Annotated in this window: 13 protein-coding genes and 4 pseudogenes; 10 read left to right on the forward strand and 7 right to left on the reverse strand. The window is 40.0% G+C overall.

Translation table 11 applies throughout. The features are described 5' to 3' along the window. The first annotated feature begins 188 nt into the window (after positions 1-188). The 5 genes and pseudogenes from AC01GB_RS14560 to fliE form a co-directional block, all read left to right on the forward strand. A complete protein-coding gene (locus AC01GB_RS14560) occupies positions 189-428 on the forward strand; it encodes a hypothetical protein (RefSeq protein ID WP_474452475.1) in 240 nt (79 codons plus the stop codon). 80 nt (positions 429-508) lie between these two features. Then, positions 509-847 carry a hypothetical protein gene (locus AC01GB_RS14565; protein ID WP_474452477.1) on the forward strand — a complete coding sequence of 113 codons (339 nt, stop codon included), beginning with the start codon at positions 509-511 and terminating at the stop codon, positions 845-847. A gap of 1 nt (position 848) precedes the next feature. Then, positions 849-1,700 (forward strand): ATP-binding protein, encoded by an 852-nt coding sequence (locus tag AC01GB_RS14570; RefSeq protein ID WP_474452478.1) that lies wholly within the window; start codon positions 849-851, stop codon positions 1,698-1,700. A 34-nt stretch (positions 1,701-1,734) separates the two neighbouring features. After that, the gene (locus tag AC01GB_RS14575) at positions 1,735-1,971 is read left to right on the forward strand and encodes a DUF1187 family protein (RefSeq protein WP_474452479.1); all 237 of its coding nucleotides are present in this window, start codon (positions 1,735-1,737) and stop codon (positions 1,969-1,971) included. Between the two features lie 146 nt (positions 1,972-2,117). Then, a pseudogene (gene fliE / locus AC01GB_RS14580) lies at positions 2,118-2,282 on the forward strand (flagellar hook-basal body complex protein FliE); the annotation flags it as partial. 1,403 nt (positions 2,283-3,685) lie between these two features. Here the strand turns inward: fliE and AC01GB_RS14585 are convergent. From AC01GB_RS14585 to AC01GB_RS14605, 5 genes are all read right to left on the reverse strand, one after another. Next, complete coding sequence (locus tag AC01GB_RS14585; protein ID WP_474452480.1) at positions 3,686-4,033, reverse strand: flagellar protein FliS; 348 nt, start codon at positions 4,031-4,033, stop codon at positions 3,686-3,688. A 3-nt stretch (positions 4,034-4,036) separates the two neighbouring features. Next, entirely contained in the window at positions 4,037-4,447 is a 411-nt protein-coding gene (gene fliD / locus AC01GB_RS14590; protein ID WP_474452482.1) for a flagellar filament capping protein FliD, read from the reverse strand. After that, positions 4,444-4,857: a flagellar filament capping protein FliD gene (fliD, locus tag AC01GB_RS14595; RefSeq protein WP_474452483.1), complete on the reverse strand. Its 414-nt coding sequence runs from the start codon at positions 4,855-4,857 to the stop codon at positions 4,444-4,446. The genes fliD (AC01GB_RS14590) and fliD (AC01GB_RS14595) overlap by 4 nt, the downstream gene beginning before the upstream one ends. Then, positions 4,857-5,168 carry a flagellin hook IN motif-containing protein gene (locus AC01GB_RS14600; protein ID WP_474452484.1) on the reverse strand — a complete coding sequence of 104 codons (312 nt, stop codon included), beginning with the start codon at positions 5,166-5,168 and terminating at the stop codon, positions 4,857-4,859. Before AC01GB_RS14600 ends, fliD (AC01GB_RS14595) begins: the two co-directional genes overlap by 1 nt. Positions 5,169-5,275: 107 nt before the next feature. Beyond that, positions 5,276-5,386 (reverse strand): flagellar cap protein FliD N-terminal domain-containing protein, encoded by a 111-nt coding sequence (locus AC01GB_RS14605; protein WP_474452485.1) that lies wholly within the window; start codon positions 5,384-5,386, stop codon positions 5,276-5,278. A gap of 235 nt (positions 5,387-5,621) precedes the next feature. On the opposite strand from AC01GB_RS14605, the gene AC01GB_RS14610 reads away from it, so the two are divergent. The 3 genes and pseudogenes from AC01GB_RS14610 to fliZ all read left to right on the forward strand — a co-directional run bounded on the left by AC01GB_RS14610 (position 5,622) and on the right by fliZ (position 7,540). Then, on the forward strand, positions 5,622-6,260 hold the full coding sequence (locus AC01GB_RS14610) for a flagellin N-terminal helical domain-containing protein (RefSeq protein WP_474452486.1): 639 nt from the start codon (positions 5,622-5,624) through the stop codon (positions 6,258-6,260). 117 nt (positions 6,261-6,377) lie between these two features. Next, positions 6,378-6,977: pseudogene (locus AC01GB_RS14615) on the forward strand (RNA polymerase sigma factor FliA); the annotation flags it as partial. A gap of 47 nt (positions 6,978-7,024) precedes the next feature. Continuing rightward, positions 7,025-7,540, forward strand: coding sequence for a flagella biosynthesis regulatory protein FliZ (fliZ, locus tag AC01GB_RS14620; RefSeq protein ID WP_474452487.1), 516 nt, complete (start codon positions 7,025-7,027; stop codon positions 7,538-7,540). A gap of 92 nt (positions 7,541-7,632) precedes the next feature. On the opposite strand, the pseudogene putA reads toward fliZ, so the two are convergent. Continuing rightward, positions 7,633-11,492, reverse strand: a pseudogene (gene putA / locus AC01GB_RS14625) (trifunctional transcriptional regulator/proline dehydrogenase/L-glutamate gamma-semialdehyde dehydrogenase); the annotation flags it as partial. 575 nt (positions 11,493-12,067) lie between these two features. Here putA and putP point away from each other — a divergent pair. Continuing rightward, on the forward strand, positions 12,068-13,555 hold the full coding sequence (putP, locus tag AC01GB_RS14630) for a sodium/proline symporter PutP (protein ID WP_474452488.1): 1,488 nt from the start codon (positions 12,068-12,070) through the stop codon (positions 13,553-13,555). 173 nt (positions 13,556-13,728) lie between these two features. Here the strand turns inward: putP and AC01GB_RS14635 are convergent. Further along, a pseudogene (locus tag AC01GB_RS14635) lies at positions 13,729-14,950 on the reverse strand (amino acid permease). Positions 14,951-15,425: 475 nt separating this feature from the next. Here AC01GB_RS14635 and modA point away from each other — a divergent pair. Further along, positions 15,426-16,199: a molybdate ABC transporter substrate-binding protein gene (gene modA, locus AC01GB_RS14640; RefSeq protein WP_474452902.1), complete on the forward strand. Its 774-nt coding sequence runs from the start codon at positions 15,426-15,428 to the stop codon at positions 16,197-16,199. Positions 16,200-16,203 lie beyond the last annotated feature (4 nt).

Here is a 16,203-nt window from a genome sequence, read left to right on the forward strand (position 1 = left end):
CCGTAAAATAAAAGCAATGGTATTACCTTATGATGAAGCGAATTGTGAAAAGTTATTGTCCCAGTTACACAGTAAAAAATTTTATCACTCGGTATTTAGTTGATGGGAATGACTACATCCAAATTAATAATTGGAAGAAACATCAAAATCCTCATTGTAAAGAGTCACCCAGTGAAATCCCTGAATAGATGACTCAATTTGTTGATAATAAAGCAGCATCAGAAAAGCACCATACTAATACAGTGCAAGAATCTGACAAGCACTTAAAACCTAAAACCCAACAAACGAACGAACAAAATTTAAACACTTCTCATGTTGGTTATAATCAATCGACATTGACTTCTAAACAGGATGAACAGCCAAACAATTTGTCGCCGACTGTTGTTCAGGAACATGATGGATTATTTCAACCTACTGAAAATAAATAGGAAAAAGAAGAGTACCGTGCAAGTACAGTGCAAGCACAGTTTTAATCCTGCTGATTCCCTATAACACCCAAGCCGAAAAAATGGCTTGTGAGGATGAAGGGGAAGAAATATCTGCTGATGTTCATTCGATGTCAGAAAAATATGCGTTTGAGGGAAAGGTGATACGCCTCAATCACAAAGACTTCGCTGATTGGCAAAAACTTTACCCTAATCTCGATCTGCCCAGTGAATTACTGAGGCTGGATATTGAGTATCAACACGAAAAACCGAAGAAGTGGTTTATCACCACGAGTCAGAAACTGAATTACCAGAACAAACAGGCTGTAAGAAATCCTGTTCGAAAGGTTTCAGGTATGGTGACTAATTTTTCGCATTTTGATTATGGTCAAACCGAAATTCCCTCATGGGCAGAGGTTTAACATGGACTATCGAACAAAAATAGAATCATTGAAAACTCGGTTGGAAGAAACACGTCAAAAACCGAAAGTGATAGAAAATACTGTCGTGCAGGAGATAACTATCACTTGTGAGAAACACGGAGAATATCAAACCTACAAGCGAAAATTGTTGAGTTTGAGAGGGATAGAAACACAAGGTGAATGTCCTGAATGCCTGAGAGAAAAAATAACAGCGCTAGAGCAGGAGCAGCGGGCGGTTGAGCGCAAGCGAGTTCATCAGGACAAACTTGATTTACTAAGATTGTTCAATGTTCCGAAACGGTTTGATATGGCTTCTTTGGATAACTATGAACCTGTCAATAGTTACGCCAGACAGTGTTTAGCTGTTTGTAAGTCCTATGCTGCAAAATGGCCTGAAAGATTGAAACAGGGGGGCGGATTGGTTATGTGTGGTAAGCCAGGGACAGGGAAAAACCATTTGGCAATTGGAATAGGGAAATCGATTATCGAAAACTTCATGGCTTCGGTCAGGCTGACATCAGCGATTAAAATTGCCCGAAATTTTAAGGCGACGTGGGCGAAGGATTCAGAAGAACGTGAGTCAGATGTGATTGAAATGTACGCTTCACCAGACCTGCTTATCATCGATGAGGTGGGTGTCCAATTCGGTAGTGATGTAGAAAAAATGATTTTATTTGAAATTATTAACTGTCGTTATGAAAACTTAAAGCCAACGATATTAATTAGTAATTTGCCCAAGGAAGAATTAGCAACCTTTGTTGGCGAGCGAGTTATGGACAGGATGAATGACGGAGGGGGTTGTACACTCACGTTCACTTGGGAAAGCTACCGTTCACGCAAAAAAGCCGCTTAGTCTTACGCTTAAATTATTCGTATCAGGACCCCCAATGAAATACCAAATCGAAGCAACCATTGTTAAGGGTGGTGGCGAACCTGTTCATTGGTATCGCTTTAGCGACAAAGCACTATCAGAACAGGATTGCCTGAAAATGTTATCCCAGCCGCCCATGTTCAAAATGCAATTTAGCGATATAGGTCACTACTGGACAGTTGGCAATGGCAAGGCTGGAAAGCGTGGCAAATTGCCAAAAGTGTCAATAGAAAATTTCAAGTGCATAAAATGAGATAATAGGCAGGAGGCGCATCTGGAAGATAACTTACTCTTCCACGAATCAACGAAACAATCAGTCTGGCAAATCTTAAAAGCTGTTCTTGCAACAAAGCAACCGCATCAACTCATTTTAAGCCCTACAAGCAAACCAGAAGCCAGAGCGCCAGCCAGAAAGCCCAGGCATTAACGTTGGAAACTCCCGGGGTTGAGCTCAATGATGTGATGGTCGATCTGCAAAAGGCCAGTTTATCACTTCAGTTTGGCATTCAGGTGAGAAATAAGTTAGTTGGCGCCTATCAGGAAATCATGAATATGCCGGTTTAAAGGGCATTTATTAATACTAAGCCACCAATAAGTGGCTATTTTTTTTATTATATGGTACTGATAAATTCGGGTATTATAAATAATAGCAACGAAATTACTGACTGATAAAAGTGAATGATTGTAATCTATTATCACAAGTAATTAAATTTTTAAGCTGGAAATATCAAATTCTATTTGCTAATAATATTTAAAATATATCTTTCTATATTAAATATATTTATTACTGACAATTCAGTTAAAAATTAAGTTTTTTTACTTAATTTTTAACTTTATGCCAAACTCATCGTCAAGATTGAGTTGACTAAATAGAAAATGAAAAATTTATTTGATATTAACCAGCCGTTGCTTTTAATCAACGATTACTGATTATTTTTATCTTGAACCGATTGTTTAGATGAAAAATAGCAATAGTATTCATCTGGATTATCTGCAGGGCAGCATACATTACCAGGCCGTGTTGGTGTAATTTTTGGATTTAATTGACAGCCGTGATCGGTAAAAAGATCAGTAGAAACTTAGTCACTTGAAAATAAACAAAAAATCACTACGGGGCAAAAATTTTTAATCAAAGTATTCATATCGACTTAAATTATTGATAATTTGCGTAATTATTTTATGTTGATAATTATATATTTCAATCTTTTTTGTAAAAAATAAGTCATGTTGCTTATAAAATAATGTTACTAGTATTTTATATCGGCATCTTTCTACCTGGCGACAAATATTTCTGCCAATAGCGTAAGTAAAGTTGAATTTTCAATTAACATTTTTTAGCGTTATTTATCTGCTGGTCTTTAGCAATGATCAGCTAAAATTATAAATAAAAAATTTAGGCGGTTGTTGTTTATGGTAACTAATTAAATTTAAAGATAATTATATTAATCTTTGCTGGAAAAAAAACTGTTTGAATTTATAAATCGTGTTGCGTATTTTCTTTATTAAAATATGACAGACAATAAATTAAATAATTATTAATAAAATAAACAATTATGATGGTTTAAACTACTTACTAAGCATAATTACAGCGCAAAAATGTAATAAAAATTTAAATCATCAGCCAATATCAACCATAAAAGAACTTATTATTCAGGAATAAACTATAGCAACAAGCAAAGGAGATTTTTGGAGTAAGCAAGGAGCATTTGGGCTTAACTGTTTGCTAAACTGCCAATCCAAAAGCCTGCCGATTTATTATTTCCCACAGTAAAATATGTATCATTTACCTACCCTGGTATTATGTTTTGACCGCTTATAGCGGTCTTTTTTGTTTATACAGATAAAATTGACCCTTGTTGAGTGAATAAAACTGGGGCGATATTGATGATTAGCTTAATAATAAAGTTGATAATTTAAGTCACATAAACTTATTGTTCGACCGGATTATAATAGCATTGCAGCTGTTGCTATTGAGCGGTCTCTCTAATAAAGGTTGCCAGTTGATTCGTTCTGCTATGCATTAATTGCCGAATTTCACTTTCATCACGCAATATTGTTTGCAACATGTTAGTTAATTTTTGCTGTAAAGGCTCAGGCAATCCGGCAATGGCGCCTAACGCCGTCACCTGGCCAACCGCTTTTGAGATAGCACGGCTTTTTTGCTGAATATTATTTTGTTCAATATAAATTACCGCTCGTTTTAAGGCACTCAAGGCGCCATCAAATAAAATTTCTAGCTGATAAGGGGAAGCATTTAAAACCTGGCTTTCAATATCAACCTGAGCATATAAAGTTTCAGCTGCTGATGTATTCATAATTTATTTCGTCAATAAGGCTATTAAAGAGTTGCTGCTTTGTTTTATCTCGCTGATGGCTTTATCCATCGCAATCAATTTGTCCCGATGAGTTTTAAGTTTTGTTTCAATATTCTTTTGCGCACTTTCCATTTTCACATCGAGTATTTTTGTTTGTTGATTCAGTGACTCTGTGGTGAGGTGGAGTGGGCCTTCCAGGGTCCCCAGCGTCTTTTTAAGATAATTAAAGGTTTCAGTGGCAAAGCCGGTTTTTTCACCATCGCCCATAAAAAATTGTTTAACTTTCGCCGGGTTATCTTTTAGTGTTTTATCCAGTTTTTTATCATCAATAGTGAGTTTGCCTTCATGATTAAAACCGATACCAAAATGGTTCAAATGATTCATATCCGGCAGATTTTGCACATTTAAGGTCATATTTTTACTTGTGAGAAGATCATTGCTGAACTGCTATCGTTTAATAGCACGCCATTATTGGCAGAAGGCGCTTCACCTAATTTAGTTGGCTCATATTTGGTTTGTGTTTTATAAAAACTATGCAGATTATTGTAAGCATCAACCCAGTTTTTAATCGCCTTTTTAGTCGGCTCGATATCGTGAGCCACAGTGACGGTTTCTGATATTGATTGATCAGCTTTATCTTTTTCTGCCGTTTTAACCAGGGTAAATGTAATCCCTTCAGGCGCGTCTTTAATTTCATTACTATTATGCTCAATTTTGATACCATTAATGGTTACTTGAGCATTCTTTGCAGTAACGATTTGTTGCATTTTGCTATTATTTAAAACCTTATTTAGCTCGCTATCACCTTTAACTTCAATCTCCATTATCGAATCGGTGCCGGTTTTTTGGCAGTGAGTGCTAATTGGTGTTCACCCTCTTTTATTTTCACCAGGGTGGCACTGACATTGCTGTCGGTTTTATTGATGGCATCACGGATCTCAATTAGTGATGTTTGCTGCTCGCTTAATTTAATTTCCAGCGGCTGTTTTTCACTGTTTTGTTTGATAACTAATATCCGCTCTTGGCCTACAGTAACAGGGCCAGCCAATTTTTTCTTTACATCATCAACTTTAGTGGTGGCTAATGATTGGGCCTGCGCCAGTTGCTCAACTTTCACCTCATAACTACCAGCCACCGCTTTTTCGTCGCTGCTAACGGTTACCGTCTTATGATTTTACTGACTGAAGTGTCGCTAATTTTATCAAACTTCATTCATGATTCAGCGGCTTGTTGTAATTTATCCTACTGAGCCCGCAATGAACCATAAGCACTGATCTTTTGATTATATTTTTGTTGCTTCTGTTTTAACGGTCGCAATCTTTGCTTTTCATTGGCTATCCAGCAATTGATCAATTGGCATGCCTGATCCTACAACCAACGAAGTCATATTTGACATGATTTTCCCTATCCTATTTGATTAGTTAAACCTGATTACCATGATTATCGGCCTCAGTTAATAGAAGTTAAATAATCAGGCCAAATTAATTTATTGCTACAAAAAATTAAAGTATCAAACCGCTGTGACGATAATCAAAACAGCCAAACGTTTTGGCCAATTAAAAAGTTAAATTTAAATAAAGGAATTATTATGGCTCTGGTTATCAATACCAATATGTTTGCGTTAAATGCGCAAAAAGCATTAAATAAAACCCAAAATAACTTGGGCACCACTATCCAACGTCTATCTACTGGCCTGCGCATTAACAGTGCCAAAGATGATGCGGCCGGCATGTCAATTGCCAATGGTATGACTTCTAACATTATGGGTATGAAACAAGCGACGCGTAACGCCAATGATGGTATCTCGTTAGCACAAACCGCCGAAGGGTCGTTGTCACAGGTGAATGATAACTTGCAGGCGATCCGTAATTTAGCGGTGCAGGCCAGTAACGGTACTAACTCAAAAAAAGATATTGACACACTGCAAAATGAAGTAAAACAGCGTATAGAAGAAATTGGCCGTATTATTAAGCAAGCCGAGTTTAACGGCAATAAAACATTAGATACCACTGGTAAGATACTGCTGCAAACGGGTGCCAACTATGGTGAACAAATTGAGGTAGATGTAACGGCAACCACTATCGCTACTCTAGATATTAAAGATATTGATTTAAATGTATTCGCAGCAGCCGCGGTGGGAACGGCACCGTCAACGGGAACGATACCAACAGCGACAATGCAGTATAACTCAGTTGCAGCAACAGCAGCTGGACTTGATACCGACTAACTTTCACCGGAACTACTGTCACAACTGCCTTGGATGCAGCTAACGTTAAAATAACTGATGCTGGTGGTTCTAGTCTTGCGGTAGGTGATACATTAGGCTCAGGGTATGAGTTGCATCCTGGATGATTTAATTCAGGCTGGCGGTATTGGTCTGCTGGAGGCATTAGAGCGGTTTGATGCTATGCAAGGTACCGCTACCACTTATGCTGTGCAACGGGTGCGTGGCGCGATGTTAGATGAATTACGCGCCCGCGATTGAGTACCGCGTAGTGTGCGCCGTCTGGCGCGGGAAGAGGCCAAAGTGATGCAGCAGCTTGAGCAAGCGCTAGGCCGGCCGGCGAGCGAGCAGGAGATTGGTGATAAGTTGCACATCGGTCTGTCGGAGTATCAGCAGTTATTGCATGATAGCAACAATAGTCAATTATGCTCTTATGATGAGTGGCATGAAATGCATGGTGAGAGCTGAGAACCGATGATTGAGGTTGACGACGAGCGAAATCCGCTGCAAACTTTAATAGCAACTGATATTCGCAAAAATATTATAAAGGCGATAGAATGTTTGCCTGAAAGGGAAAAAATGGTTTTGACGCTCTATTATCAAGAAGATCTGAACCTGAAGGAGATAGGCGCGGTGTTGAATGTCGGGGAATCCCGCGTCAGCCAGCTACATAGCCAGGCGATAAAACGGCTACGAGCGCGCTTAAATCCAGATAAATAATATTTTTTATTTTTTTGTTTACGATTTACACACAGGGCTTATCTAATATGTCTGTTTCTAACCAAAAGAAGCGGCCGCTGAGCCGTTATATTAAAGACTATAAACATAGTCAAATTCACTGCGCACACTGTAACAAAACCCTTGATCGGATTTCATTGGTGTTTAATGATCAAATTCTGAATAAAGAAGCGATTTCAGCGATGACCGAGCTGGTTGATGGGCAAGCTTGGGCCGAGTTACAGCATAAATTTACCGCGTTATGTCGTTTTTGTAGTGAAATCTATTGTAATAGTGATATTGGCTATTTTGATATTATGTCGTTTAAACAGTATCTGTTTAAAGAGACTGAAATGAGCCATAGTACCGTACGCGAATATGTGGTGCGGCTGCGTCGGCTGGATGAGTTGTTAAGTGAAATGCAATTTCCGCTTGCTGAATTGGAGATTGAAAAAATTCAGGCTCTGATGCAGGATAAAATGACCGACTCTGCCTTTAGTAATTACAATATTGCGTTGCGTAAATATGAGCAATTCTTAGGCTGGCGGGCTGGTCACTCAGCATAAGGTTGCTATGGATAGAAACTAAATTATTTCACAGTTATTAGATAAATAAAGCCTTAGCAAATCGCTAAGGCTTTATTGTTAGAAATGAAAAATTATTCTAGTGTCATTAAACTGGCATTGCCGCCGGCCGCCGCAGTATTGACACTGACAGCTCGTTCATGGACTAAACGCTCAAGGAATAACTGCTGGTCTCCAGATTGATATCCTTGCACGGAAATAATTGGCCCGTCACGCTCAGCCACTGCCTGACAAATGGTTTGTAACTGATGGCGATCGCCATGAAAAATAACCCCATCAAATTGGCAGTCGGTTAGTTGCCAATTATCAGTTAGCCTGATCATTTGGTTGACTAAATCAGGCAACTCTGCCTGCAATTGCTGCTGGATGCCATTATTTGGCCATAGCACCTGACATCCCATAGCTAACACCGCTGCCAGTTGGATCACTGCATCCGCTTCTGTTTCCGCCAGACACAAAATCCGCCCACGGGGCACTAGCCTATAACTATTATACTCTCCGGTTGGGCCGGGCAGTTGATGGCAGATGCCGGTTGCGGTCAATGGCTGATAGTGGTCAATAAAAGCAGCAACAGTTGCATGATGGCGGTTTTTTGCCCAATCACAGAAGGCAGCAAAGGGCGTTAATGGCTGCAATGATGGTTGGCCATGTTTTACTGGATAGCGATTATCTGGTGGCGTAAGCAGTTTATCCATGATGGTAGAGGGTCTTTGGCTGAGCATTCGATAGAGATAAAGCGGGCCACCGGATTTTGGCCCGGTACCCGATAGTCTTTCTCCGCCAAAGGGTTGTACCCCAACTACCGCACCGACCATATTGCGGTTAACGTAAATATTACCTACTTTGGCTGTCTGGCAAACGTCGGCAATAGTTTTATCAATACGGCTATGCAGCCCTAAAGTTAAGCCATAACCTGAGTCATTAATTTGTTTGAACAGGCTGATTAGTTGATGGCGCTTAAAGCGTAAAATATGTAGTACTGGGCCAAAAATTTCATTTTTCAGTTCATTAAAATGGTCAATTTCAATTAAGGCGGGTCGGACAAAGGTGCCTTGTTGCCATTAATTATCATGCTGTTGGCTAGTTTGCTCAGCCTGATACAGGGTTTTTCCTTTGACGCAGCTGGGCAATGTGCTGTTCGATATTCTGCTGTGCTTCGCTATCAATGACCGGGCCAATATCGGTTGCCAGCTGGCTAGGATCACCGACTTGGTATTCGGCCATCGCGCCTTTTAACATCGTCAGTGTGCGTTCAGCGACCTCTTCCTGGATACAAGGAATACGTAGGGAAGAGCAGCGTTGACCGGTACTATCGAAGGCTGAAATGATAACGTCATTGACAACTTGCTCCGTCAGTGCGGATGAGTCAACAATCATGGCATTTAAGCCGCCGGTTTTGGCAATCAGTGGAATAGGTTGTTGCTGAGCATTGAGTCGGCCGGCAAGATTATGCTGGATCAGTTTGGCCACCTGGGTGGAACCGGTAAACATCACACCGTCCGTCCGCTTGTCACTGATCAGTTTGCTACCCACTTGCTCGCCGCTACCGGGCAGCAGCTGGAGAACATCGAGGGGGATGCCCGCCTGGTGCAGTAACTCAACCGCTAGCATGGCAATAATCGGTGTTTGCTATGCCGGTTTGGCCAATACGCTATTACCGCTAGCTAAAGCGGCAGCGATTTGGACGCTAAAAATCGCCAGTGGGAAATTCCACGGACTAATGCAAACCACCACATCTAATGGCGAATAGCTTGCATTATTGAAATTATCACTGATCTGTACGGCGTAGTAATGCAAAAAATCGATCGCTTCGCGCACTTCAGCAATGGCATTACTAAAGAGGTTTTGCCGGCTTCACGGATCAATACGCCAATTAAACGGGAGAATTGCTGCTCCATCAGGCTAGCCGCTTGTTGCAAAATGGCAGCTCGTTCTATGACGGGGATCGTCGCCCAGCGAGTAGCTGCGTCAGTAGCAATTTCCAACGCATGCTCGACGTCGGTTAGGCTTGCTTCATGGACATAGCCGACGATATCGTCCAGATTAGCCGGATTAGTGATCGGCTGTCGGGCTGAAATTTCAGCCAGCGAGGGCGGTTCTCCAGCCAGTAAAGGTTTAACCTGATAACAGAGTGGGGTGGTCAGTAGGGTCTGCGCCAGTGCCGCCAAATGATGTTCGTTAGTCAAATCAATACTGAGGCGTTTGCTGCCATATAACGCACGGAGCAGTGGGATTTGTGGATGTGGCAAACCCAGTTGGCCTGCCGTTTCAGCTGCCGCCAGCACTTGTTGCACTGGATCGGCTACCAGTTTATCTAATGAAATATTAGGATCGGCAATCTAATTAACGAATGACGTATTTGCGTCATTTTCCAGTAAACGGCGCACTAGGTAAGCCAACAAGGTTTGATGACTACCGACTGGCGAATAAATACGACAGGGACGATTAAGTTTACCTTCGGCGATGGCGCCGATAACTTGTTGATATAGCCCTTCGCCCATGCCATGTAAACATTGAAATTCATATTGGCCAGGATAATAATTTTCACCAGCCATATAATAAATCGTGGCTAAGGTATGGGCGTTATGGGTGGCAAATTGGGGATAAATCAAATTGGGCACCGACAGCAATTTACGCTCACAAGCCAGATAACTGACATCAGTATAAATTTTTCTGCTATCTGCTATAGACCGGGTAACCTTCAAGACCATCTATTTGCGCGCGTTTAATTTCACTATCCCAATAAGTGCCTTTTACCAGTCGGATCATCAAACGGTGCTGACTGCGTTGCGCTAAATCGATAAGCTCATCGATAACATAGGGGCAGCGTTTTTGATATGCCTGAATGAGAAAGCCAATTCCATCCCAGCCGGCTAGTTGCGGTTCGAAGCACAGCTTTTCTAACAGATCGAGGGAAGTTTCCAATCTATCAGCTTCTTCAGCATCAATATTAATGCTAATATCGTAATGACGTGCTTGTAAGGTTAATGTTAACAGACGAGGGTAAAGCTCAGACATCACCCGCTCATATTGAGCCCGGCAATATCTTGCATGGAGGGCAGACAGTTTAATGGAAATTCCGGCACTGGCATAAATGCTTTTGCCGTGGGAAGCTTTACCAATGGCATCAATGGCTTGTTGGTAAGCAGCCATGTAGCTTTTGGCATCTTCTTCGGTTAAGGCCGCTTCACCTAACATATCATACGAGTAGCTAAAACCTTTATTTTCCATTTTATGCGCATTACTTAGTGCTTTTGTGATGGTTTCACCAGTGACAAATTGCTCACCCATTAACCGCATTGCCATATTCACAGCTTGACGAATAATGGGTTCACCACTTTTACTAATGATCCGGTTAAGAGCACTGGTAAGTTTAGTTTCATGATGGCTGGCAACTAATTTGCCCGTAATTAGCAGACCCCAGGTGGAGGCATTAACAAATAATGATTAACTCTGTCCAATATGTGACTGCCAGTCACTACCACTAATTTTGTCGCGGATCAATATGTGACGGGTAGCGTTATCGGGGATGCGCAGCAGTGCTTCAGCCAGGCACATAAGCGCAATCCCTTCTTGCGACGAGAGAAAAAATTGCTGTAATAAACTCAGGACTAAACTAGAACGGCCAACACTATTTTTTTGCTAGCTGATAAGCCGCTTGGGTCTCAGTTTCTGGTAGCTGTGCCTGTTGCAGTAATGGAGGTAATAGCTGTGTTTCAGGTAATCGATAGGCTGCAGTGATCGCTGAGCGTTTTGCGGATTGAGGTAAAATATGCTGTGCAAAATTTAAAAAGGAGGGCTTTCCTGTTTTAGGGCATATTGCGATGTCATTAGATGAATTTTCTTTTTCATTAACTTGGGTAGCCGGGAATTGAACCATAGTTTCCTCATTATCAAAGTGTCTAAGATAATTAAATATTGCCTGTCCTGTTAACTAATCGATCTAAGTTCCAGGCGTTGTAAAGTTGTTTCAATACCTTATCTGGTTACTTTATCAACAGAAAGAATGACTGCAGTTATGCGGCGACTCATTCTTATGCTTTTGCTGATAGTTAGAAGTCGGTAATTTAACAATATCCTTTATGTTTTAATTTGGTGCAATATTGTTAACTAATGAAAGTGTGAGAAATGTGAAATCAATCTATTTTTGTATTAATTAAAATAGATTTTATTATAAGTATTGTTATATCTTGCTGAAACATAAATAAAAAAATATTAATTTAATTAATGTTATAATTATTTAACTAAATATATCACCAAACAAATTAACATTTGTGGCTAGTTTTCTGATTATTGCCCCAACAACTATTAATTTTTTGTTATTTTATGGTTTATTTATTGAGTTGATTATATTTTCATCAAAATAAAATTTCAGGAAAAATAGGAAAATAAAAAGTCAGTTTATGCGTTAAAAATAAGTCTAATTTTTGTTAATTCAAAATTATAACTTACATGCCTGCATACTAACATAACAAAACTAAAAAAGAGAAAAACGATGGAGAGGGACAGATGACATTAAGCTACCCAATGACAATTATGTTTGTGATTTATATTTTTGTGATGTTGTTAATCGGTTTTTGGGCCTATCGCTCAACAACTAGTTTTGATGATTACATTTTAGGCGGACGTCGTTTAGGTGGGGTAGTAACGGCGCTTTCTGCTGGTGCATCAGATATGAGTGGTTGGTTATTAATGGGATTACCGGGTGCTATTTTTCTAAGCGGAATAGCGGAAAGCTGGATTGCGATCGGCTTATCTTTAGGCGCTTATTTAAATTGGCGATTAGTCGCTGGGCGATTACGCGTGCAAACCGAAAATAATCATAATTCTCTTACATTACCTGACTATTTTACCAGCCGCTTTGAAGATAAAAGTAAAATGTTGCGTATCGTTTCGGCCTTGGTGATCTTGGTTTTTTTTACTATCTATTGTGCTTCCGGTGTGGTTGCCGGCGGATTACTGTTTGAAAATACTTTTGGCATAAGTTATCAGCAAGCGATGTGGCTAGGTGCATTAGCCACCATTATTTATACTTTTTGGGGCGGTTTTCTAGCCGTTAGCTGGACGGATACGGTACAAGCCACTTTGATGATTTTTACCTTATTGTTAACACCAATCATGGTGATTTTTGCTGTCGGTGGCTTGGACAGCGCGGTAACATTCATTGACAATAAAGATCCCGCATATCTAGATATGTTTAAAGGATTAAATTTTGTTGCCATTATCTCTTTATTGGGATGGGGCTTGGGCTACTTTGGCCAACCGCATATATTAGCACGTTTTATGGCAGCTGAATCAGCGCAAACTATTAACCGGGCACGGCGTATTAGTATGACCTGGATGGTACTCTGCTTAGCAGGCACGATTGCGGTTGGTTTTTTTGCCATTGCTTATTTTGATCTGCATCCCGCCGTTGCCGGTGCGGTTATGGCTAATCCTGAGCGGGTATTCATGGAATTAGCCATTATTTTATTTAATCCATGGCTGGCCGGCATATTGTTATCAGCCATTTTAGCTGCTGTGATGAGCACCTTAAGTTGTCAATTATTGGTTTGTGCCAGTGCGTTGACTGAAGATCTCTATAAACCGTTTATCAGACCTAAAGCTCGCCAGCGAGAGTTAGTTTGGGTTGGTCGTGCCATGGTGTTAGTGGTGGCGGCAATGGCTATTTTTATTGCTCGTGATCCCAATAATAAAGTATTGGTTTTGGTTAGCAACGCCTGGGCGGGCTTTGGCGCGGCCTTTGGTCCAGTGATCTTAATTTCTGTCTTGTGGCAACGTATGAATCGCTATGGTGCTTTAGCCGGTATGCTGGTCGGTGCCTTAACGGTATTGATATGGATGCAATATAAGTGGTTTGGTTTGTATGAAATTATACCCGGTTTTATTTTTGCCTCAATCGCCATTGTTGTCGTTAGCCTTTTAACTACCGCCCCTAGCCAGAGCGCAGTGAAACGCTTTATTAAAGCGGAAGCTGAGTATAAAGCCAGTCAATAAGTCGCAACTAATAGACGCGCTAAATTTATCGTTTTGCTAACTAATGCATCGACGTTGTTATATAACCCGATCAATAGTAATGATTTCATGGCTTGATGCTATTTTTAGCCACTAATTATTTTATCGGTAACTTGAAAATGGTGATTTTAGGCAAACCACCATGGTTAGATTAATTAGCAAGAAGTTTTACGTTTTTTAGCGATTTGATAACCAATTAATAACATCGCAAACCAAATGGGTACCGCCAATAGCGCCTGGCGAGTATCTTTTTCTAAGGTTAGCAATATTAAAAAAAACACAAAAAATAGTATTAAAAACAAATATATAACAATAACGCTGCCATACTCAGGCAACAGCAGGTAAAAATAATCCCTTAACTGGCACTGCTTTATTCGATAATTGACTAAATTGGCTGGGGGCATTGGCTTCCTTGGCTAGCCCACATAACATCCGGCTGGTGGAAAAGACGCCACTATTGGTAGAGGAAGCGGCTGAAGTCAGCACCACAAATTTGACAATACTGGCCGCAGCCGGTACACCAATTAAGACAAACAATTCGACGAATGGGTTCTTATCGGCAGCAATCTCACGCCAAGAGGTGACTGACATAATAACCACTAAAGAAAGGAAAAAGGCGATAAATCTAAACGGAATGGCACTGATCGCTTTTGGTAACACTCGATTTGGATCGCGCGTTTCGGCAGCGGTGGCGCCAACGATTTCAATACCAACAAAAGAGAAGATGGCTAATTGGAAACCGGCAAAAAAACCGTTAATGCCCATGGGAAAGATGCCATCATTCCACAGGTGGCTGAAGGATGCAATATGACCGGTAGGCGTTTTGAAGCCGATAATCACTAATATTACGCCAATCAAAATAAGAAAGACAATGGCAATGATTTTGATAATCGCAAACCAAAATTCTGTTTCACCAAATAAGGAAACCGAGACCAGGTTAAGGGTTAATAACTAGAGTATGCAAAGTAATAAAGTCAGCCAGGGCGGAAAATCAGGTGCCCAGTAACCAATATAGGCAGTAATAGCAACAATTTCTGCGATTGCGGTGATCACCCAACAAAACCAATAAGTCCAGCCAACGAAAAAGCCGGCCCATGGGCCTAATAGTTCAGCACAAAAATCACTAAAGGATTTATAATTTAAATTGGAAAGGAGTAGTTCCCCCATGGCCCTCATTACGAAAAACAAAACAAAGCCGATAATTAAATAAATAATAAGGGATGGGCCAGCTAAAGAGATAGCTTTGCCTGAGCCCATAAATAATCCTGTGCCTATGGCACCACCTATAGCAATTAGTTGAATATGGCGATTTTGTAAACCTCGTTTGAGTTGTCCTTGATCTATGTTTGTTGCCGATGATAATGGTTTGTCGTTCATAGATTGTCCAATGTTGTTTTATTTTATTCAGCAAGGGTTAGCGGTTTATTATTTTTAAAATATCATTATTTAACTTATGGTGACACAATTATAGCAGGGTGGAAGATAATATTGAATTAATTAGCTAGGCCTCTAATAATTAATTGCCAATTTTTTATATTCTTTAATAAATAAAATTTGTATAAATAACTTTCTTTAAATGATAAGCAAAATAACGGTTTTTTATCAGCTAATTCTAGCCATTGAAATTTTAAGCTGATTTTTTTATTAACTATCAAGATGATATAATTATTTGTATTTTGTTGCTAATTATTTTTTAACAACAGATGTTTAGCAATTGTTATACCGCTCATTTATTCTGTTTACCACTGTTTTTAACTAACTAGGACAATTTAATTTTATCGATATCATACGGTTTTCATTATTCGTTATACCCTGATATATAACGATAAAAATAATGAAAAAGGTATCAATGATGAAAAAATATATTGCCAAAATAATGGCAACGGTTGCACTTTTTTTGTTGGTCATTGGCCAAAATTGGGCGGCGGAGAATAAAGTGACCGTTTTTGCTGCCGCATCGTTAACCAATGCCTTAAATGATATCGTAACGCAATATCAAAAGGATCATAATACTAAAATTATTGCTTCTTATGCTTCCTCTTCAACGTTAGCCAGACAAATTGAACAGGGTGATCCGGCCGATATTTTTATCTCTGCTGCTCAACAGTGGATGGATTATGTGCAACAGAAACAACTTATGGTTAATGCCAGTCGCCATACTTTGTTAGGTAATAATTTAGTCCTTATTGCGCCAATAAATTCAACACTAAAACCAATCACAATTAGCCAAAAAACCGATTGGCGCACACTTGCCAATGGTGAACGAATTGCTGTCGGTGATCCTGATCATGTCCCGGTTGGTATCTATGCTAAACAGGCACTAGTTGCTTTAGGCGCCTGGAAAACCGTTGATACGATGTTAGCCAGAACCAATAATGTTCGCAGTGGTATGGCATTAGTTGAGTTGAATGAAGCACCTTTAGGCATAGTGTATGGCTCTGATGTGGGGGTGAGTAAAAAGGTTAAAGTAGTTGGCATATTTCCAGAGAACAGTTATAACGCTATCGAATACCCGATGGCGATTGTTAAAAATCATCAGACTAATCAGGTTAACGATTTTTTTGCCTATTTAAAAACGCCGGCCGTGACGGCAATATTTAAATATTATGGTTTTACTCCATTATAGGAAA

Source organism: Candidatus Arsenophonus phytopathogenicus (genome assembly GCF_056113345.1).